This is a genomic window from Bacillus carboniphilus, assembly GCF_020524035.2.
In the GTDB taxonomy this organism is placed as follows: Bacteria; Bacillota; Bacilli; order Bacillales; family JAIVKR01; genus Bacillus_CC.
In genome coordinates, this window is the sequence record NZ_CP129013.1 from 2,700,001 (window position 1) to 2,720,156 (window position 20,156).

15 protein-coding genes, 3 tRNA genes, 3 rRNA genes, 1 other RNA gene, 1 pseudogene and 1 other annotated feature (1 of these 24 running past the window's edge) are annotated in these 20,156 nt (G+C 39.7%); of the genes and pseudogenes, 20 read left to right on the top strand and 3 right to left on the bottom strand.

Annotated features, from left to right (window positions below; all coding sequences use genetic code 11):
• A 23S ribosomal RNA gene (locus LC087_RS13775) occupies nt 1-1,886 on the top strand; it begins 1,047 nt to the left of the window's first position.
• Nucleotides 1,887-1,952: 66 nt separating this feature from the next.
• A 5S ribosomal RNA gene (gene rrf / locus LC087_RS13780) occupies nt 1,953-2,068 on the top strand.
• A gap of 228 nt (nt 2,069-2,296) precedes the next feature.
• Here rrf and LC087_RS13785 read toward each other — a convergent pair.
• Entirely contained in the window at nt 2,297-3,241 is a 945-nt protein-coding gene (locus LC087_RS13785) for a YaaC family protein (RefSeq protein WP_226543358.1), read from the bottom strand.
• Between the two features lie 112 nt (nt 3,242-3,353).
• On the opposite strand from LC087_RS13785, the gene guaB reads away from it, so the two are divergent.
• From guaB to LC087_RS19935, 8 genes and pseudogenes are all read left to right on the top strand, one after another.
• Entirely contained in the window at nt 3,354-4,820 is a 1,467-nt protein-coding gene (guaB, locus tag LC087_RS13790) for an IMP dehydrogenase (protein WP_226543355.1), read from the top strand.
• A gap of 159 nt (nt 4,821-4,979) precedes the next feature.
• Nucleotides 4,980-6,314: a D-alanyl-D-alanine carboxypeptidase family protein gene (locus LC087_RS13795; RefSeq protein WP_226543352.1), complete on the top strand. Its 1,335-nt coding sequence runs from the start codon at nt 4,980-4,982 to the stop codon at nt 6,312-6,314.
• A 102-nt stretch (nt 6,315-6,416) separates the two neighbouring features.
• Entirely contained in the window at nt 6,417-7,301 is an 885-nt protein-coding gene (pdxS, locus tag LC087_RS13800; protein WP_226543360.1) for a pyridoxal 5'-phosphate synthase lyase subunit PdxS, read from the top strand.
• Between the two features lie 28 nt (nt 7,302-7,329).
• On the top strand, nt 7,330-7,908 hold the full coding sequence (pdxT, locus tag LC087_RS13805; protein WP_226543350.1) for a pyridoxal 5'-phosphate synthase glutaminase subunit PdxT: 579 nt from the start codon (nt 7,330-7,332) through the stop codon (nt 7,906-7,908).
• An 85-nt stretch (nt 7,909-7,993) separates the two neighbouring features.
• Nucleotides 7,994-8,212 (top strand) — a binding site (T-box leader).
• Between the two features lie 50 nt (nt 8,213-8,262).
• Entirely contained in the window at nt 8,263-9,537 is a 1,275-nt protein-coding gene (gene serS / locus LC087_RS13810) for a serine--tRNA ligase (protein ID WP_226543348.1), read from the top strand.
• Nucleotides 9,538-9,695: 158 nt separating this feature from the next.
• A tRNA-Ser gene (locus LC087_RS13815) sits at nt 9,696-9,788 on the top strand.
• A gap of 176 nt (nt 9,789-9,964) precedes the next feature.
• A pseudogene (locus LC087_RS19930) lies at nt 9,965-11,256 on the top strand (IS91 family transposase).
• A 22-nt stretch (nt 11,257-11,278) separates the two neighbouring features.
• A complete protein-coding gene (locus LC087_RS19935; RefSeq protein WP_306019610.1) occupies nt 11,279-11,443 on the top strand; it encodes a hypothetical protein in 165 nt (54 codons plus the stop codon).
• Between the two features lie 135 nt (nt 11,444-11,578).
• Here LC087_RS19935 and LC087_RS13835 read toward each other — a convergent pair whose 3' ends face one another.
• Nucleotides 11,579-12,250 (bottom strand): deoxynucleoside kinase, encoded by a 672-nt coding sequence (locus LC087_RS13835; RefSeq protein WP_226543396.1) that lies wholly within the window; start codon nt 12,248-12,250, stop codon nt 11,579-11,581.
• Nucleotides 12,251-12,254: 4 nt separating this feature from the next.
• Nucleotides 12,255-12,890, bottom strand: coding sequence for a deoxynucleoside kinase (locus LC087_RS13840; RefSeq protein WP_226543398.1), 636 nt, complete (start codon nt 12,888-12,890; stop codon nt 12,255-12,257).
• 166 nt (nt 12,891-13,056) lie between these two features.
• Between LC087_RS13840 and tadA the strand changes: the two genes are divergently transcribed.
• From tadA to LC087_RS13890, 10 genes are all read left to right on the top strand, one after another.
• Entirely contained in the window at nt 13,057-13,521 is a 465-nt protein-coding gene (gene tadA / locus LC087_RS13845) for a tRNA adenosine(34) deaminase TadA (protein ID WP_226543400.1), read from the top strand.
• A gap of 98 nt (nt 13,522-13,619) precedes the next feature.
• An RNA gene (gene ffs / locus LC087_RS13850) (signal recognition particle sRNA large type) lies at nt 13,620-13,884 on the top strand.
• 574 nt (nt 13,885-14,458) lie between these two features.
• Nucleotides 14,459-16,150, top strand: a complete 1,692-nt coding sequence (gene dnaX / locus LC087_RS13855) for a DNA polymerase III subunit gamma/tau (RefSeq protein ID WP_226543402.1) — start codon at nt 14,459-14,461, stop codon at nt 16,148-16,150.
• A gap of 28 nt (nt 16,151-16,178) precedes the next feature.
• A complete protein-coding gene (locus LC087_RS13860; RefSeq protein ID WP_226543404.1) occupies nt 16,179-16,505 on the top strand; it encodes a YbaB/EbfC family nucleoid-associated protein in 327 nt (108 codons plus the stop codon).
• A 12-nt stretch (nt 16,506-16,517) separates the two neighbouring features.
• Nucleotides 16,518-17,114, top strand: coding sequence for a recombination mediator RecR (gene recR, locus LC087_RS13865; protein ID WP_226543406.1), 597 nt, complete (start codon nt 16,518-16,520; stop codon nt 17,112-17,114).
• Between the two features lie 21 nt (nt 17,115-17,135).
• Complete coding sequence (locus LC087_RS13870; RefSeq protein ID WP_226543408.1) at nt 17,136-17,363, top strand: YaaL family protein; 228 nt, start codon at nt 17,136-17,138, stop codon at nt 17,361-17,363.
• A 226-nt stretch (nt 17,364-17,589) separates the two neighbouring features.
• The gene (locus tag LC087_RS13875; protein ID WP_226543410.1) at nt 17,590-17,856 is read left to right on the top strand and encodes a pro-sigmaK processing inhibitor BofA family protein; all 267 of its coding nucleotides are present in this window, start codon (nt 17,590-17,592) and stop codon (nt 17,854-17,856) included.
• A 312-nt stretch (nt 17,857-18,168) separates the two neighbouring features.
• Nucleotides 18,169-19,725, top strand: a 16S ribosomal RNA gene (locus LC087_RS13880).
• A 186-nt stretch (nt 19,726-19,911) separates the two neighbouring features.
• Nucleotides 19,912-19,988: transfer RNA gene (locus LC087_RS13885), tRNA-Ile, on the top strand.
• 19 nt (nt 19,989-20,007) lie between these two features.
• Nucleotides 20,008-20,083 (top strand) — tRNA-Ala (locus LC087_RS13890).
• Nucleotides 20,084-20,156: the final 73 nt, after the last annotated feature.

The following is a 20,156-nucleotide window of genomic DNA, read 5'->3' on the forward strand; positions in this document are numbered from 1 at the left end:
AGGTCCCAAAGTATACGTTAAGTGGAAAAGGATGTGGAGTTGCTTAGACAACCAGGATGTTGGCTTAGAAGCGACCACCATTAAAGAGTGCGTAATACTCACTGGTCGAGTGACTCTGCGCCGAAAATGTACCGGGGCTAAACGTATCACCGAAGCTGCGGACTGTTCCGTATGGAACAGTGGTAGGAGAGCGTTCTAAGGGCGGTGAAGCCAGACCGGAAGGACTGGTGGAGCGCTTAGAAGTGAGAATGCCGGTATGAGTAGCGAAAGAGGGGTGAGAATCCCTCCACCGAATGCCTAAGGTTTCCTGAGGAAGGCTCGTCCGCTCAGGGTTAGTCGGGACCTAAGCCGAGGCCGAAAGGCGTAGGCGATGGACAACAGGTTGATATTCCTGTACCACCTCCCCACCATTTGAGTGATGGGGGGACGCAGGAGGATAGGGTAAGCGCGGCACTGGATCGCCGCGTCCAAGCAGGTAGGCTGATGAGTAGGCAAATCCGCTCATCATGAAGGCTGAGCTGTGATGGCGAGGGAAATAGAGTACCGAAGTTCCTGATTCCACACTGCCAAGAAAAGCCTCTAACGAGGTGGGAGGTGCCCGTACCGCAAACCGACACAGGTAGGCGAGGAGAGAATCCTAAGGTGATCGAGAGAACTCTCGTTAAGGAACTCGGCAAAATGACCCCGTAACTTCGGGAGAAGGGGTGCTCTGGTAGGGTGCAAGCCCGAGAGAGCCGCAGTGAAAAGGCCCAGGCGACTGTTTAGCAAAAACACAGGTCTCTGCGAAGCCGTAAGGCGAAGTATAGGGGCTGACGCCTGCCCGGTGCTGGAAGGTTAAGGGGAGCGCTTAGCGTAAGCGAAGGTGTGAACCGAAGCCCCAGTAAACGGCGGCCGTAACTATAACGGTCCTAAGGTAGCGAAATTCCTTGTCGGGTAAGTTCCGACCCGCACGAAAGGCGCAACGATCTGGGCACTGTCTCAACGAGAGACTCGGTGAAATTATAGTACCTGTGAAGATGCAGGTTACCCGCGACAGGACGGAAAGACCCCGTGGAGCCTTTACTGTAGCCTGATATTGAATGTTGACAGCAGCTTGTACAGAATAGGTAGGAGCCATAGAAGCCGGAGCGCTAGCTTCGGTGGAGGCGTCTTTGGGATACTACCCTGGCTGTATTGACCTTCTAACCCGCACCCGTGATCCGGGTGGGAGACAGTGTCAGGTGGGCAGTTTGACTGGGGCGGTCGCCTCCTAAAAAGTAACGGAGGCGCCCAAAGGTTCCCTCAGAATGGTTGGAAATCATTCGTAGAGTGTAAAGGCACAAGGGGTTTTGACTGCGAGACCTACAAGTCGAGCAGGGACGAAAGTCGGGCTTAGTGATCCGGTGGTTCCGCATGGAAGGGCCATCGCTCAACGGATAAAAGCTACCCCGGGGATAACAGGCTTATCTCCCCCAAGAGTCCACATCGACGGGGAGGTTTGGCACCTCGATGTCGGCTCATCGCATCCTGGGGCTGTAGTCGGTCCCAAGGGTTGGGCTGTTCGCCCATTAAAGCGGTACGCGAGCCTGGGTTCAGAACGTCGTGAGACAGTTCGGTCCCTATCCGTCGTGGGCGCAGGAAATTTGAGAGGAGCCTGTCCTTAGTACGAGAGGACCGGGATGGACGCACCGCTGGTGTACCAGTTGTCTTGCCAAAGGCATCGCTGGGTAGCTATGTGCGGAAGGGATAAGTGCTGAAAGCATCTAAGCATGAAGCCCCCTCAAGATGAGATTTCCCATCTAGCAATAGAGTAAGATCCCTGAAAGATGATCAGGTTGATAGGTTCGAGGTGGACGTGTGGTGACACATGGAGCTGACGAATACTAATCGATCGAGGACTTAACCACACACATGCGATTCTTGTCACCCTTCGTTATTTAGTTTTGAAAGAATGAATTTTCTTTTGAACATAGCCTGGTAATAAGGGCAAAGAGGCCACACCCGTTCCCATGCCGAACACGGAAGTTAAGCTCTTTAGCGCCGATGGTAGTTGGGGGTCTCCCCCTGTGAGAGTAGGACGTTGCCAGGCAAATATAAAAACCACTAATGACTTAACTGTTGTTAGTGGTTTTTTATTTATATTTTATAGATGTAAAGAATCTGTCCTTATTTGTATGGTGCTTTCGCCGCACACCTCTCTAGGATTTAGGTGGATCAACGTTGCCACAGAACGTGGTCTTTTTAGATGATGTTCATATATTTGTAGTCGTCGCTAAACGTGCGCCTGCGTAGAATAGTCCTTCTCTTTACGTTCTCCTTATATAAAATACTCCTTCAAATAATTCATCACTAAAAAAGGTATTTTCCTGTTAGATAGGAATAAGAATTCTGATATAAATACTAAATCTAGCTGATCATGGTGATGGTTCAGTTCATACCACCACTCTGTATCATATCTAGCAATCATACTTAGATTATACAGAACCAAATAGTGAACTAATATTTCGGGAAAATAATAAAGACTTTCCCTGTTGTGTGGTAAAGACCACTCATTCGTTTTCATGTTCCACAAAAAAGGTGATTGATTCCAATAAGTACCCTTTTCTTTCATATATAGCTGATTATGATGTTCATTTAATTCAAGGGAAGGATTGCAGTGACTTAAATATTCATTTAATCGTTTTAAACTCATGTGATATTGGTTTGCCATATTATTTGTAATAAAAACATCGTCCTTTTCTTTTTCTAAAGGAATTAATATGTTTAATTTATTATGGAGAAAAAAACTCTCCTCTAATTCAGGAATCCTTATTAATAGATCCTTCATTGAAATTTTGTCTACAGGACAATGTTTCATGTGAAACAATATTTGAAGCAGGTGTGAAAAAAGTCCATTCTTTTGTATTTTTACTTCATCTTTTAAAAAGCAGTAGTTTTGCTTCTTTTTCTTTCTAGTTGAAACACCGTGTGCTAAAACCGTTGATGAAGCAGGATAAAAGGGATCAACCGTCAAAATAATGGCCTTCAGTAATTGAGTTAATCCATAAAAAGAGAGAATGGGTTGAATGGTGATTGGAGAATGATAAGATTGCTTAAAGAAATTCTCGGCATGTTCTAAATAATAGATAAATGAATAGCAATTATCGAACGACTTTTTTTCCTTATCTTCAATATGATTTCTTTTATACGATCTGTATAAAAGCTGTTGCACGGTTTGAGAACTATAAAAGGTTTTATAAAAGTTCCAGACTTCATCATTCATTAAAACACCTCATTATATTCTGAAGATTTAAATTGTTTTTTATTTGTTGACAGTTTACTCTTCAATTGTTAATCTACTTATAATATTTTGCCGCTTTAAGGAGGATTTAGTAATGTGGGACACTAAATTTAAAAAAGAGGGATTAACTTTTGATGATGTGCTGTTAGTTCCTGCCAAATCAGAGGTCTTACCTAGAGATGTTTCAATTAATGTAAAGTTAACAGAGAAAATACGTTTAAACACTCCTATCATTAGTGCTGGAATGGACACAGTTACAGAAGCAGAAATGGCTATTGCGATGGCAAGACAAGGTGGACTTGGGATTATCCATAAAAATATGTCGATTGAGCAACAAGCAGACCAAGTGGATAAAGTGAAAAGGTCAGAAAGAGGAGTTATTACTAACCCATTTTTCTTAACTCCTGAGCATCAAGTATTCGATGCCGAACATTTAATGGGTAAATACCGAATTTCAGGCGTACCTGTTGTGAACAATGAACATGATCAAAAGTTAGTTGGAATTATTACTAATCGTGATCTACGTTTTATCCAAGATTACTCAATTAAAATCTCTGAAGTCATGACGAAAGAGAATCTTGTTACCGCATCTGTAGGGACCACATTAGAAGAAGCAGAACGCATCCTCCAAACCTATAAAATTGAAAAACTCCCTCTTGTAGATGAACATGGTATTTTAAAAGGATTAATTACGATTAAAGATATTGAGAAAGTAATTGAGTTTCCCAATTCTGCTAAAGATGAGTATGGAAGATTACTTATAGGAGCCGCAGTTGGAGTGACATCTGATACCATGATAAGAGTTGAAAAACTTGTTGAAGCAGGAGTAGATGTAATTGTAGTGGATACTGCCCATGGACATTCTATTGGTGTTATCAATATGGTGAGAAGTATTCGCGAGGAGTATCCAAACGTCACTATAATTGCTGGAAATGTGGCAACTGCTGAAGCGACACGTGCCTTAATAGAGGCAGGGGCAGATGTAGTGAAAGTTGGAATTGGTCCTGGTTCTATTTGTACGACTCGTGTAGTTGCAGGTGTCGGTGTACCTCAAATAACGGCTATTTATGATTGTGCGACAGAAGCGAAAAAGCATGGTGCAGCGATTATTGCAGATGGCGGAATTAAGTATTCTGGAGATGTTGTCAAAGCTTTAGCTGCAGGTGCCCATGCTGTTATGCTTGGTAGTTTATTAGCTGGAACTTCTGAAAGTCCAGGGGATACAGAAATATTCCAAGGGAGAAGATACAAAGTATATAGAGGAATGGGATCCGTTGGTGCTATGGAAAAAGGAAGTGGCGATCGTTATTTCCAAGAAGATCACAAGAAATTTGTTCCAGAAGGAATTGAAGGAAGAATCGAGTATAAAGGAAAACTATCTGATACTATTTATCAATTAGTCGGCGGTTTACGGTCTGGCATGGGGTATTGTGGAACAAAGGATTTGTATGAACTACGTGAAAAAGCACAATTTGTTAAAATGACAGGTGCTGGTTTAATTGAAAGTCATCCCCATGATGTACAAATTACGAGAGAGTCGCCTAACTATTCACGTCATTAAATTTCTTGCACTTATATATGATTCAAATATATTATAAATAGAGCTAACTTGAGTTGGCTCTATTTTTTTTAACTGCTTTATGATAAAATTTATTTTGTGACTTTTGAAAAAATGACGTTCATTTATAGATAAATTAAAAGAAAATAGGAGGAGAAAAATGTGTTCCAGAGAAAAAAATTATTAATATGGTTACTAGCTAGTACGGTTTTGTTTTCTTTCATTAAACCAGCATCTATTGTTCTTGCAGAGGAAAATAACATAGGAATTAATGCAGAGGCAGCGATGATTGTCGAGGCTTCGACAGGGAAAATTCTTTATGAGCAAAATCCAGATGAGTCTTTAGGAATTGCTAGTATGACAAAAATGATGACTGAGTACCTTCTTCTTGAAGCAATTAATGATGGATCTGTTAACTGGGAGGATACATATACTCCTAACAATTATGTGTATGAGATCTCGCAAAACACAAATTTTTCAAATGTTCCTCTTCGAAAGGATGGTTCATATAAAGTTAAAGATTTATATGAGGCGATGGCCATCTATTCGGCTAACGGTGCAGCCATTGCAATTTCTGAAATGGTAGCTGGAACAGAGACAGCATTTGTGAAAAAGATGAACGAAAAAGCAAAAGAGTTAGGTTTGGAGAATACTACTTTTGTTAATGTGACAGGTCTTCCGAACAGCGACTTAAACGGACAGCACCCAGAAGGAACAGATGCAAACGGTGAAAATATGATGTCCGCTCGATCAGTCTCAAAATTAGCTTACCATTTATTGAAGGACTATCCTGAAATTTTAAATACCGCAAAGATTGAAAGAAAAGAGTTTGTTGAAGGAACTCAGATGGAAAACTGGAACTGGATGTTACCAGGGTTAGTACTTGGTAAGGAAGGTGTCGATGGATTAAAGACGGGTTCTTCAGATTTTGCTGGTGAATGTTTTACAGGGACAGCAGAACGTAACGGAATGAGAGTCATTACAGTTGTGATGGATGCGAAAGGAAATGGGAAGAATTATACGAATCGTTTTTCCGAAACAGAAAAGCTTATGGATTATGCCTTTCAAAATTTCACTTCTGAAGAGCTATTTTCAGCTAACTATCAAATAAAAGATCAATCGACTTTTACAGTTAGTAAAGGAAAAGAAAAAGAAGTTGAGGTTGAAACGAAAAACCCTCTTTCAATGATTATTAGAAATGGTGAAAAAGAAAACTACGACCCTGTTTATAAATTAAATGAAGAACTATTTAATGAAAATGAACAGTTGACTGCTCCAATCGAAAAAGGTGAAAAGGTTGGAACAATGACTTATAAGTATGTTGGTGAAAAGACTGATTACGGGTTTATTGATAGTCAATCTGATGGACAAGTAGATCTAGTCACAACCACATCTGTTGAAAAAGCTAATTGGTTTGTTTTATCAATGAGAAGTATAGGTGGATTATTTAGTGATGTTTGGTCAAGCATTACTAAGACGGTATCAGGCTGGTTTTAAACCAGTCTTTTTGTTTTACTCTTATTATTTTTAATAGGATTTTTAATCGAATTAGGATACAATAAGCATATGTAACTTATAGATTAGGGGGACTTTTTTATGATAAATAATACTGGTACAGAACGTGTAAAACGAGGAATGGCTGAAATGCAAAAAGGTGGCGTCATCATGGACGTTGTCAACAGTGAACAAGCAAAGATTGCTGAAGAAGCAGGTGCGGTTGCTGTAATGGCATTAGAAAGAGTTCCAGCCGATATACGTGCGGCGGGTGGAGTAGCAAGAATGGCTGATCCAACGATCGTGGATGAAGTTATGAATGCAGTCAGTATTCCAGTTATGGCTAAAGCTCGTATAGGTCATATTGTCGAAGCACGTGTGCTTGAAGCAATGGGCGTTGACTACATAGATGAGAGTGAAGTTCTTACACCTGCGGATGAAGAATTTCATATTTATAAGAAAGATTATACGGTTCCATTTGTATGTGGTTGTCGAGACTTAGGTGAAGCGACAAGAAGAATTGCTGAGGGAGCCTCTATGCTTCGTACAAAAGGAGAACCAGGAACAGGAAATATTGTTGAAGCCGTTCGTCATATGAGAAAAGTGAATGCGCAAATTCGCCAAGTGGTAGGTATGAGTGAAGATGAACTTATGACTGAAGCGAAAAATATAGGCGCACCATTTGAATTATTACAATTAATTAAACGTGAAGGACGTCTACCAGTTGTCAACTTTGCAGCAGGTGGAGTTGCAACTCCTGCTGATGCTGCTTTAATGATGCAACTTGGAGCAGATGGTGTGTTTGTTGGTTCAGGTATTTTTAAATCAGATAATCCAGCTAAATTTGCAAGAGCAATCGTGGAAGCAACCACTCATTACGATGATTATGAGTTGCTTGCAGAGCTATCTAAAGGGCTAGGTACAGCGATGAAGGGTATTGAGATTTCCAACTTATTACCTGCAGATCGTATGCAGGAGCGAGGCTGGTAAGAAATACACATTTAAAGGAGCTTGTTAGATGTTCAAGGTTGGTGTTTTAGGACTACAAGGAGCTGTTCGAGAGCATATAAGATCGATTGAAGCTTGTGGCGCTGAAGGAATTGTTGTTAAAGATCCTCAACAGCTCGAACAGCTTGACGGACTGATTATCCCTGGAGGAGAAAGTACGACCATGCGCAGGTTAATCGATAAATATGATTTTTTAGAACCTTTAAAAGCGTTTGGTCAATCTGGAAAACCAATGTTTGGTACTTGTGCAGGGCTGATTATATTAGCTAAGCAAATTCAAGGTGAGCAGAGACAACATCTTGGGTTAATGGATATCACGGTAGAGAGAAACTCTTTTGGGAGACAAAAGGAGAGTTTTGAAGCACAATTAATGATTACCGATGTTGGAACTGATTTTTTAGGAGTCTTTATTAGGGCCCCTCATATAGTTGAAGTTGGACAAGACGTTGAGATTATTTCAAAGCATGAAGATCGAATTGTCGCTGCTAGACAAGGGCATTATTTAGGTTGTTCATTTCATCCAGAATTAACTGATGATCATCGAATGACTCAATATTTTATTCAAATGATTGAAAATAGTAAGTCCTGAGGTATTATACTATAATTTCTTTGTTTGTAAGCTTGAATAAAAAGTGAAGATGTAGTAAGTTATTGTTAATTCATAGACTAAATAATTGAATACGATGATAGGAGCTAGTAGCATATACATTTCTTTCAGAGAGTCGGTGGTTGGTGAAAACCGATAGGAATTTTATGTGAATCCATCCTTGAGTGAAATGCTGAAATGACCATTGTAGTAAGCATTTCCGGTGTGAACCGTTACCGTCATTAAGAGAAAATAGAAGGTAGCTATTTTTATTAGGGTGGCAACGCGGGTAAAACTCGTCCCTTTCATGGGATGGGTTTTTTTGTGTTTTAAAAACAATATAAAGGAGTGTTTTTTATGTTAGATAGCAAATATTTACGAGCGAATTTTGAAGAAGTAAAGAAAGCATTACAATATCGAGGAGAGGATTTAACGGATTTTGAAAAGTTTGAACAACTGGATAAAAGAAGGAGAGAACTTATTACTGAAACAGAGCAACTAAAAAGTAAACGAAATGAGGTTTCTTCAGAAATTGCTCAATTAAAGAAAAATAAGCAAGATGCAAGTGAATTAATTTTCGAAATGAAAGAAGTGGGGTCTAAAGTTAAAAAATTGGACGAAGAACTGAGGGAAGTGGAAGACAAGCTGGATCAAATTTTATTGTCAATTCCTAATATTCCCCATGAATCTACTCCAATAGGAGATAGTGAAGAAGATAATATAGAAGTTCGAACTTGGGGTGAAGTACCTGCAGATCATGTACGTTACAAGCCTCATTGGGAAGTAGCAGATGAACTAGGTATGGTTGATTTTGAAAGAGCAGCGAAAGTAACTGGTAGCAGGTTTGCTTTTTATAAAGGACTAGGAGCAAGGTTAGAAAGAGCGCTTATTAATTTTATGATGGATCTCCATTGTGATAAACATGGATATGAAGAAATCATTCCGCCATACATTGTCAACAGAACAAGTATGATTGGTACCGGACAATTACCAAAGTTTGAAGAGGATGCCTTTAAACTAGAAGGTTGGGACTACTTCTTAATTCCAACAACAGAAGTTCCAGCAACTAATTATCATCGAGATGAAATCTTATCTGGGGAAGAGTTACCGAAGGGTTTTGTTGGTTACAGTGCTAACTTTCGTTCTGAAGCAGGTTCTGCAGGAAGAGACACACGTGGTTTAATTCGCCAACATCAATTCAATAAGGTAGAGCTCGTGAAATTTGTAAAGCCGGAAGAGTCTTACGAGCAACTAGAATTGTTAACAGGACACGCTGAAAAAGTACTACAACTTCTAAACCTTCCTTATCGAGTAATGAGTATGTGTACGGCAGATTTAGGATTCACTGCAGCGAAAAAATATGATATTGAAGTATGGATGCCAAGTAGTGGAACCTATCGTGAAATTTCTTCTTGTAGTAATTTCGAAGCCTTTCAGGCAAGGAGAGCAAATATTCGCTTTAGACGAGAGAGGAATGCAAAACCAGAACATGTTCATACTTTGAATGGTTCTGGATTAGCTGTAGGCCGTACGATGGCAGCAATATTAGAGAACAATCAACAGGAAGACGGGAGTATAAAAATACCTGAAGTCCTTCAACCTTATATGGGGGGAAGAAAAGAGATTCGATAAGCAGTTATATGTTCGAGGTGTCTGTCTAGATATCCTCGAACATTTTTATTGTGGAAGAATGGATTTTTTGATAGAGAGGTTTTTCATTTTTTAAAAAATATGTTCAAAAATAATTGACATAATGATTTTGTATATGGTATATTAAATCTTGTCGAAACGGAGGAATACCCAAGTCTGGCTGAAGGGATCGGTCTTGAAAACCGACAGGGGTGTCAAAGCCCGCGGGGGTTCGAATCCCTCTTCCTCCGCCATAATTGATTTAAAATGAGATTGAATTGCGCATATATTGGAGATTGATACATTCGTTACTTTATAGTAGCGAATTTTTTATTTGTGAACGCTTAAGTTAAGCGTTCTTTTTTAAAAGATAAGAAAGTATATAATTTCGGGTCTACCACAGTCTTAGAAACTGTGGTATTTTGATGTCATGGAGAATAATATATTAAAACAAATTTTCTTTGATAAACATAACCATTGGGATCACTTTCAAAAGAAACATGGAGCTAAAATCCGTCCAATAGTAAGAAAGGAAATAGAGAAATTCAGAGGGTGTGGGAATCCCAAAAATGGATTTAAGCTATTTGTTTGTGAAGGTTGCCATGATGTCAGGAAGGTTCCGTATCGTTGTAAGGGGCGATTTTGTACCACTTGTTCAGTAGGAGAAAGCGAAGAATGGAGTCGACTACTAACAGAAGAGGTCTTACAGGTGAATCATCGTCATGTCATCTTTACAATTGATGAAGGACTGCGTGATGTGTTTTTGCTTCATCGCCATCTGTTAAAAGATTTGATGGACGAGGCGCGCGATTAATCATGGATTTTTTCAAAAGAAAGCGAAAGTGACCCCTGGAATCATATCAGGCTTACATACTTTCGGATCCAGAGTGAATTTCAATCCCCATGTACATATGCTAGTGACGATGGGAGGTCTTACGAAAAAGGGGGAATGGAAACAGTACGATTATCTGCCATTTGAAATGTTAAGAAAGCAGTGGCAGACCGTGGTGTTAAAGTTCATACGCAGAGGTGTGTCAGAAAAAGAAAAGAAGAGAATACAACCTCGATTACAACAGGCGTTTCACAATAATGGGAAGGGCTTCTATGTGCATGCGCCAAAACAGGAAGGGAATGTAAAAGAACAACTTCGCTATATTGGCCGTTATATTCGTCGACCTGCGATAGGACTGAATCGGATCGAGGCATATGACGGACAAAAGGTAACCTTTACGTATCATGATAAGACAGACGGAAAAGAAAAGAGAGAAACGATCAGTGTAGAGGAATTTATCTCTAGGCTTATTCGTCATATCCCAGATGAACAGTTTAAGACGATTCGTCATTATGGGATGTATTCAAGGAGATGCAAGGGCTTGAGTAAAAAGTCTTATGTCAATGGCAACAGAAAGCGAAACGCTGGATAGTGAAAGCAAAGAAAACAATGCGCCGTCAGACATGGAGGGAACGAATCGTATCAAGTGGTAAGAGAGACCCTCTTATTTGTGAAAAATGCCAGTGTTACTATGAATACAAGGGAGAAGTCTGTCTTGAAAATGGTAGACTAGAAATCAAGGTGGCCTTGTGTACCACGACAAGAGCCTATTTAGAAAGGGTGATTCATCATTTCACCAGTATCGAAACACCGAAAAAAGGCAAGAAAAAAAAGAAAAAAATGGCCCAATCAAAACAGAGCATCAACTTTGTTTGTTTAGTGTGTCATGAAAAAGAAGAGATTCCACAACAAGTGGTAAGAGATTTTGATTTAATGGATGGAGGTGATCCAGCCGTCCCCCCTATGTTCTCCTGTGAAAAATGTGGAGAAGACATGTATCCTGAATACTATAAAGGTATTCATGGGAAGGAATACAGGATTGAGGATATTCTGAGCACCAAAAAGGACCAGGTGTGATTTTTAATCACACCTGGTTTTTCTTATATGGGAAAAATTCGTGATTTGGAATTTGAATGATCTTATTAGTTATGCGGTTAGCTAATCATAGAGGAACATTCTATACAGCATTTGTTCCTCTACAATAGGACTAAATTAATTGTGTTTATACTTATTTACTTCCTCAAATGATTTCCCGATTCTTTGTAAAAGGGGTTCGATTGATTCATCATCTGAGTATAAATCGTAATCTTTAATGTTAATTCTAATGACCGGACAGCTATTAAATTGATCGATCCACTCACCATATCTTCTGTACATTTCTTCCCAATAGGAAATAGGTGTTTTCTGTTCCATCTCTCTTCCTCGACTATTAATTCTTTCAAGGATGTCATCTAAGCTTCCTTCTAAATATATTAATAAATCTGGATGAGGAAAATAAGGAGTCATGACCATGGCATCAAATAAATTTTTATATGTTTGATAATCAACGGAGGACATATTTTCTTTTTCTTTATGCATCTTTGCAAAAATCTGTACATCTTCATAAATGGATCGGTCTTGTACAAACCCTCCACCATATTCAAAAATCTTTTTTTGGCTTTTAAAGCGTTCAGCTAAGAAGAAGACTTGCAAGTGAAAACTCCATCGTTTGAAATCATCGTAGAATTTATCTAAATAAGGATTATTTTCAACATTTTCAAAAGAGGTTCGAAAGTCTAATGCATCTGCAAGAGCTCTTGTCATTGTTGATTTACCAACCCCTACAGTTCCGGCAATTGTAATGACTGCGTTTTTTGGTATATTATATTTTTCACGTAAACTCATGTTGTTATTCTCCTTTACTTGATAGGGCTTGATCCACTTGTTTGATAATAAAGGTTAAATCCTGCTTGTTAAGGACAAAATCTAATTGATCACCATCAAACTTGATAATTGGGATATTTGGATAATCTTTTTGATGATTTTTCATCGCTTCTTCGTAATCAAATATAAGTTGTTGTAAATAATGTTTATCTATATTTTTTTCAAAATCCCGACCACGTAGTGAAATTCTTTTCAATAATGTCTCTAAACTCGCTGTTAAATAGATAATCAGTGAAGGTTGAGGCATGTCACTCGTTAATATATGATAGATCTGCAAATATTTTTTATATTGTTCAGTCTTTAACGTACGTTTAGAGAAAATTAAATTTTTAAATATATGATAATCTGCAACAACTGCTTGTTGGTTCGATAGATATTTCTTACTTATATCTTCAAGTTGTTTATAGCGGTTGCAAAGGAAAAACATTTCAGTTTGAAAACTCCATTCCCCAATGTCTTCATAAAAATGACTAAGAAAAGGATTTTCATCTACGATCTCTCTTAACAAATGAAATTGATAATGGTTTGCGATCGCTTTTGAGAGAGAGGTTTTTCCTACACCAATCGGTCCTTCAACTGCGATAAATGGTGTTTCAGACATGTTGATACCTCCTATTTTTCAATCGACAGGCTATATTCTATCACAAATAAAACAGAAAGAGCTTGTTTTATTTTTTTATGCATGATCTAGAGGAGTGTCTATTGGTGTATATCCTCAGTTATTATCGAGATAGCTAAAAAGTGAGTCAAAATAAAGGGGAATGATAATGGAAAAAGATCAATACTTCATGTCAATTGCTATAGAAGAAGCAAAAAAAGCAGAATTAATGAAAGAGGTCCCAATTGGAGCTCTTATCGTTAAAAATAATCAAATACTAGCTAAAGCTCATAATTTAAGAGAAACTTCTCAAAATTCATTAGCTCATGCCGAGATAATAGCCATTAATGAAGCTTGTAAAGAGATAGGTTCTTGGAGGTTGGAGGACGCTACTTTGTATGTAACGTTAGAACCTTGCCCAATGTGTGCAGGAGCTATTATCATGTCGAGAATTAAAAAGGTAGTCTATGGTGCGTCTGATCCGAAAGGTGGCTGTGCAGGTACATTAATGAACCTTTTGCAAGAAGACCGTTTTAATCATAAAGCCGATGTAATTAAAGGGGTTTTAGCCGAAGATTGTGGAGAGATGCTAACTTCTTTTTTCAGGCAGATTAGAAATTCAAAAAAACGTTGAATTTTTTGGAATTCGAGGACTCTTGATTTTTTATTGTGAAGGGTATATACTTATTTATGCGTCGGATAAGCGATGCACTAAATATGGTTATAATTTTACCGTGCTAAGCGGGGAGGTAGCGGTGCCCTATACTTGCAATCCGCTCTAGCAAGGCCGAATCCCTTCTCAAGGCTCGTCTATTGCAAGGTCTGACTCGAGCAAGTGGTGTTGAGGCTTGGGTCCTACGCAATGAGACTCCATGAACCATGTCAGGTCCGGAAGGAAGCAGCATTAAGTGGAAACTCTCATGTGCCGTAGGGTTGCCTGGGCTGAGCTAACTGCTTGAGTAACGCTTGTGATAGCGAGTCGACAGAAGGTGCACGGTAGTTTAATAATATGAATAAAACACTCGTCTAGAGTGTTTTTTTGTATATTTTTTTGACAGAGTAAGAAAGGATAAAAATCTGTCCTTATTTGGACGGTGCTTTAATTTTTGTCTAGCTCCAGCGCCCAGCGACGGGTAGCGCTTTCGAAGCACACGATGTGCAAGCATCATCGTTGCCCACAGGACGTGGGCGAATTTAGATGATGTTCCATTTCCTCTACGATAAGTCAACGGAGACGCCTCCAGGAGGGAGGTGGATCTACGTTGCCACAGGACGTGGCTGAACTTAGTAGATCCTCCGCTTTCGGGTTTTTCGTGTTTCCTTTATCTCATGCGGCGATGCACAGGAAGTGCTAGCGTCAACGTTAGTCACAGGACGTGACTGTACTTAGTTGACGTACCTTTTCACCTGCGTCGCTAGACGGGCGCTTGCGCTTTTCTTATTAATAATAGAACGCCTACTTGAATATCTCAATCGATAAACACCTCTTTTAAAAGAAGTCTCTTTTGTTATATCAAATAATTATTGTATAATGTACCAAGGTATATGAACTTATATGAGGAGGACGTTAAGTGGGGTATCAGGCTTTATATCGTGTTTTTCGGCCCCAGACTTTCGAAGATCTGGTTGGGCAGGAACATGTCACCAAAACATTACAAAGTGCCTTGTTACAAAGAAAAATTTCACATGCCTACTTATTTTCAGGCCCGAGAGGAACCGGAAAAACGAGTGCTGCAAAAGTATTTGCAAAAGCGGTCAACTGTCTAAAATCACCTACAATGGAACCTTGTAATCAATGTGTTAATTGTAAGGGGATAACAGATGGATCTATATCAGATGTGATAGAAATTGATGCGGCATCCAATAATGGTGTGGACGAAATTCGGGATATTCGTGACAAAGTGAAGTATGCACCATCATCAGTTTCTTTTAAAGTATACATAATCGATGAAGTGCATATGCTTTCAATTGGAGCTTTCAACGCATTACTTAAAACATTGGAAGAGCCTCCTGCCCATGTGATTTTTATTCTGGCCACTACCGAGCCTCATAAAATACCTTTAACGATTATTTCAAGATGCCAACGTTTTGATTTTAAGCGCATCACGGTTAAAACAATCGTAAGTCACTTGAAGAATGTTGTTGAAAATCAGTCCATTGAAGTAGAGGATGGAGTGTTAAATGTAGTTGCAAGCGCTGCTGATGGTGGAATGAGAGATGCACTAAGCTTATTAGATCAGGCAATCTCATTTAGTGATGGGAAGGTTACTCTTGAAGATGTGTTGACTATTACAGGATCCGTTTCTCAAAAGGAACTTTCGGAACTTGTTTCTTCTATACAAAATAAAGATGTGTCCAATGCTTTAAATCGTGTTGATAACTTAATGAACCATGGGAAAGATCCTGCTAAACTTATTGAAGACTTGATTTATTATCATCGTGATATTTTATTGTATATAACTTCGCCAAATTTAGAACAAATACTTGAACGGACAACGATCGACCAAAGGTTTAAAGAGATAGCGGAAGAAATAGTTCCTGAATCAATTTATGGTATTATAGAAGTGTTAAATAAAAGTCAACAAGAAATGAAGTGGACTAATCACCCTAGGATATTCATAGAAATAGCGGTTGTGAAGCTATGTGAAAATGTTCAACCGCAACCGACCCAACAACCAATGGAGGATCAAAACTTCTATGAACAAAGGATTGAAAAGCTAGAAAATCAACTTAACAATTTGATGAAATCACCTGTCTCACAAGCCCCTGAGCAAGAAAAGGCCTCGAAAAAACCGTTAAGAAGTGGATTTAAAATTCCAACTGGGCGTATTAAAGAAATCTTAAAAGAGGCAACAAGACAAGATTTGGATTCAGTTAAAGGAATATGGGGTCAGCTATTAGAGGAACTAAAGAGACAAAACAAAGTTTCTCATGCAGCTTTGTTAAATGAGAGTGAACCAGTTGCTTCTTCTAAAAAGGCTGTTATATTAAAGTTTAAGTATGAAATCCATTGTAAAATGGTTTCTGAAAATAATAATGATGTTCTTTCTAATCTTCAAAACCTATTATCTACTTTAACAGGTAAACCATTAGAGGTAGTTGGAGTTCCTGATAGAGAGTGGGGAGATATAAGAAAACAATTTATTGAAGAACAAAAGGCAGATGCTCCTGAAAACGGAAGTTCAGAGCAACAAAATGAAGACCCGATAATTTCTGAAGCAAAAAAAATTGTTGGTGTTGAACTGTTAGAGATTAAAGATTAATATAAAAAAATTTAAGGAGATGGATCGTATGCGCGGTGGAATGGGAAATATGCAAAAAATGATGAAACAAATGCAAAAAATGCAAAAGGATATGCAAAAAGCTCAAGAAAGTTTAGGAGAAGAAATTATTGAAGGAACAGCAGGTGGCGGTATGGTTACTGTAAAAATAAGTGGCCATAAAGAAGTGGTGGATATATCGATTAATGAAGAGGTTGTTGACCCTGATGATATAGAAATGCTTCAAGATTTAGTATTAGCTGCTACTAATGATGCTTTGAAAAAGGTAGATGAAATGACGAACGATACTATGGGACAATTTACTAAAGGTATGAATTTACCTGGTGGGCTTTTTTAGGAGGACTGCTTAATGCACTATCCTGAACCTATATCTAAACTTATGGATAGTTTTATGAAATTGCCAGGCATCGGGCCTAAAACTGCCGGAAGGCTGGCTTTTTTTGTTTTAAGTATGGAAGAAGAGCACGTGCTAGATTTTGCTAAAGCACTAGTGAATGCGAAGCGAAATCTTTCATATTGTTCCGTTTGTGGTCACATAACAGATCAAGATCCTTGCTCTATATGTCAAGATGATAAAAGAGATCAGTCGATTGTTTGTGTAGTGCAAGATCCTAAAGATGTGATTGCTATGGAAAAAATGAGGGAATACGGTGGTTTGTACCATGTTCTCCATGGCTCAATCTCTCCTATGGATGGGATTGGTCCAGAGGATATTAACATTCCAGATTTACTAAAACGACTGAAAAATGATCAAATTAAAGAAGTGATTTTAGCAACTAATCCTAATATTGAAGGCGAAGCGACTGCGATGTATATTTCCAGGCTTCTAAAGCCATCTGGTATTAGAATGACTCGTATTGCACATGGTTTACCAGTTGGCGGCGACTTAGAATATGCTGATGAGGTTACGTTATCTAAAGCTCTCGAGGGTAGGAGAGACCTATAGTTTATTTAGGAAGGGAAGCGCATGATTTCATTTAATAAAAAGAGGAAGCTTCGTAAAGAGTATGATGGTATGTTGATTGATCAAATAAATGAGTCCAAGAAAGATTGGGCCATGAAACAGAAGTTTGTTGATCATAGTCTAGATCCTTCAATGGAACTAATAAATGAAATGAATATAGCAGAGGCTAAATATTACTTCTTATTAAAGGAAGCGAAGTATCGAAACATAAAAACGATATTAGGAAGGTGAGAGATAATTCTTACCTTTCTTTTTTTATGAATTTTTAATATAGTCGTTAAATGGTTGCTAGTTACACCTTTTTGTAAGTTTCTCACGTTTCTTTGCCATGTAAATGGTTTAAGTAAGGAGTTCTATTTACATAAAGCTCGTCATATTGATAAGAATAATTAGTCTTTATGGTTGTTCAATAAGTGTAACGATCTTGAACAAGCACCTAAAGATTGGAGGATGAGATATGACGATCAATCTTGTAATTGTTCTTTCTATTGTGGGTTTATTATTATTGTTTTTACTTTTAGGGACAAGCTTTAAACCATTGCGTTATGTTGGATATATTGCTTCTAAAATTATTATCGGAGCATTGTTGTTATTTTTTTTAAATGTATTGGGAACAACTATAGGACTGCATATTCCGATCAACTTTCTTACTGCGACAGTTTCAGGTCTATTGGGTATTTCAGGGGTTGCCGCATTGATTGTCATTCAAACGATGATTTTATAGAAGCTAAAATAATGAATTATGGTTGTGATTTAGATCTTCTGAATGCGGTCCTTTGAACTTTTGAAAAAAGTTGATAAAAGATTATTGACACATGATTATCTATTTGGTATGATTATTTTTGTCGCTGATGAGCAACGAAAAGCACTTCTAAAAAACATTTGACAAGTTTAATGTTAACATGATATACTTTTTGAGTCGCTTCAAAAGGACAAATGATCTTTGAAAACTAAACAAACCAAAAGCGTCAATTTTTTTTGAAACAACAATGAGTTAGCAAACTCATAAAATGATCAGATTAAATCTGACACCATTTTATCGGAGAGTTTGATCCTGGCTCAGGACGAACGCTGGCGGCGTGCCTAATACATGCAAGTCGAGCGGACTTGATGGAAAGCTTGCTTTCCATCAAGTTAGCGGCGAACGGGTGAGTAACACGTGGGCAACCTGCCTGTAAGACGGGGATAACTCCGGGAAACCGGGGCTAATACCGGATGAACCTTAAGACTACCTAGTCTAAAGTTGAAAGGTGGCTTTTAGCTATCGCTTACAGATGGGCCCGCGGCGCATTAGCTAGTTGGTGAGGTAACGGCTCACCAAGGCGACGATGCGTAGCCGACCTGAGAGGGTGATCGGCCACACTGGGACTGAGACACGGCCCAGACTCCTACGGGAGGCAGCAGTAGGGAATCTTCCGCAATGGACGAAAGTCTGACGGAGCAACGCCGCGTGAGTGAAGAAGGTTTTCGGATCGTAAAGCTCTGTTGTTAGGGAAGAACAAGTATCGTTCGAATAGGGCGGTACCTTGACGGTACCTAACCAGAAAGCCACGGCTAACTACGTGCCAGCAGCCGCGGTAATACGTAGGTGGCAAGCGTTGTCCGGAATTATTGGGCGTAAAGCGCGCGCAGGCGGTTCTTTAAGTCTGATGTGAAATCTCGCGGCTCAACCGCGAGCGGTCATTGGAAACTGGGGAACTTGAGTGCAGAAGAGGAGAGTGGAATTCCACGTGTAGCGGTGAAATGCGTAGAGATGTGGAGGAACACCAGTGGCGAAGGCGACTCTCTGGTCTGTAACTGACGCTGAGGCGCGAAAGCGTGGGGAGCGAACAGGATTAGATACCCTGGTAGTCCACGCCGTAAACGATGAGTGCTAAGTGTTAGAGGGTTTCCGCCCTTTAGTGCTGCAGCAAACGCATTAAGCACTCCGCCTGGGGAGTACGGTCGCAAGACTGAAACTCAAAGGAATTGACGGGGACCCGCACAAGCGGTGGAGCATGTGGTTTAATTCGAAGCAACGCGAAGAACCTTACCAGGTCTTGACATCCTTCGCTACTTCTAGAGATAGAAGGTTCCCTTTCGGGGGACGAAGTGACAGGTGGTGCATGGTTGTCGTCACTCGTGTCGTGAGATGTTGGGTTAAGTCCCGCAACGAGCGCAACCCTTGATCTTAGTTGCCAGCATTCAGTTGGGCACTCTAAGGTGACTGCCGGTGACAAACCGGAGGAAGGTGGGGATGACGTCAAATCATCATGCCCCTTATGACCTGGGCTACACACGTGCTACAATGGATGGAACAAAGGCGCGCGAAGCCGCAAAGTGAAGCCAATCCCAAAATCCATTCTCAGTTCGGATTGTAGGTCGCAACTCGCCTACATGAAGCCGGAATCGCTAGTAATCGCGGATCAGCATGCCGCGGTGAATACGTTCCCGGGTCTTGTACACACCGCCCGTCACACCACGAGAGTTTGTAACACCCGAAGTCGGTAGGGTAACCCTTTTAGGGAGCCAGCCGCCTAAGGTGGGACAGATGATTGGGGTGAAGTCGTAACAAGGTAGCCGTATCGGAAGGTGCGGCTGGATCACCTCCTTTCTAAGGAAAAATGTCTCTTTCGAGACAAAAACGTAAAGACGCTTCTTGGTTTGTTTAGTTTTGAGAGATTATCTCTCTTTTTTGTTGTGTAAAAATAAGAAAAGCGCAAGCGCCCGTTTAGCAATGAAAGCACTGGCCAAATAAGGACCGATTTTTATACTTTCTTACTCTGAAATAAAAAAAGATGGGCCTGTAGCTCAGCTGGTTAGAGCGCACGCCTGATAAGCGTGAGGTCGATGGTTCAAGTCCATTCAGGCCCACCATCTTATACAATCAAAAAAAGGGGCCTTAGCTCAGCTGGGAGAGCGCCTGCCTTGCACGCAGGAGGTCAGCGGTTCGATCCCGCTAGGCTCCACCAACTCGTTCTTTGAAAACTAAATAACGAAATGACAAGACATCAAAATTGTGATTTATGACTTTTAAAGTCGATG

Excerpts from the sequence above, each read along its gene's own strand:
- LC087_RS13785 (WP_226543358.1), bottom strand. The coding sequence starts at position 3,241 with ATGAATGATGAAGTCTGGAACTTTTATAAAACCTTTTATAGTTCTCAA.
- guaB (WP_226543355.1), top strand. The coding sequence starts at position 3,354 with ATGTGGGACACTAAATTTAAAAAAGAGGGATTAACTTTTGATGATGTG.
- pdxT (WP_226543350.1), top strand. The coding sequence starts at position 7,330 with ATGTTCAAGGTTGGTGTTTTAGGACTACAAGGAGCTGTTCGAGAGCAT.
- serS (WP_226543348.1), top strand. The coding sequence starts at position 8,263 with ATGTTAGATAGCAAATATTTACGAGCGAATTTTGAAGAAGTAAAGAAA.
- LC087_RS13835 (WP_226543396.1), bottom strand. The coding sequence starts at position 12,250 with ATGAGTTTACGTGAAAAATATAATATACCAAAAAACGCAGTCATTACA.
- LC087_RS13840 (WP_226543398.1), bottom strand. The coding sequence starts at position 12,890 with ATGTCTGAAACACCATTTATCGCAGTTGAAGGACCGATTGGTGTAGGA.
- tadA (WP_226543400.1), top strand. The coding sequence starts at position 13,057 with ATGGAAAAAGATCAATACTTCATGTCAATTGCTATAGAAGAAGCAAAA.
- LC087_RS13860 (WP_226543404.1), top strand. The coding sequence starts at position 16,179 with ATGCGCGGTGGAATGGGAAATATGCAAAAAATGATGAAACAAATGCAA.
- recR (WP_226543406.1), top strand. The coding sequence starts at position 16,518 with ATGCACTATCCTGAACCTATATCTAAACTTATGGATAGTTTTATGAAA.
- LC087_RS13870 (WP_226543408.1), top strand. The coding sequence starts at position 17,136 with ATGATTTCATTTAATAAAAAGAGGAAGCTTCGTAAAGAGTATGATGGT.
- LC087_RS13875 (WP_226543410.1), top strand. The coding sequence starts at position 17,590 with ATGACGATCAATCTTGTAATTGTTCTTTCTATTGTGGGTTTATTATTA.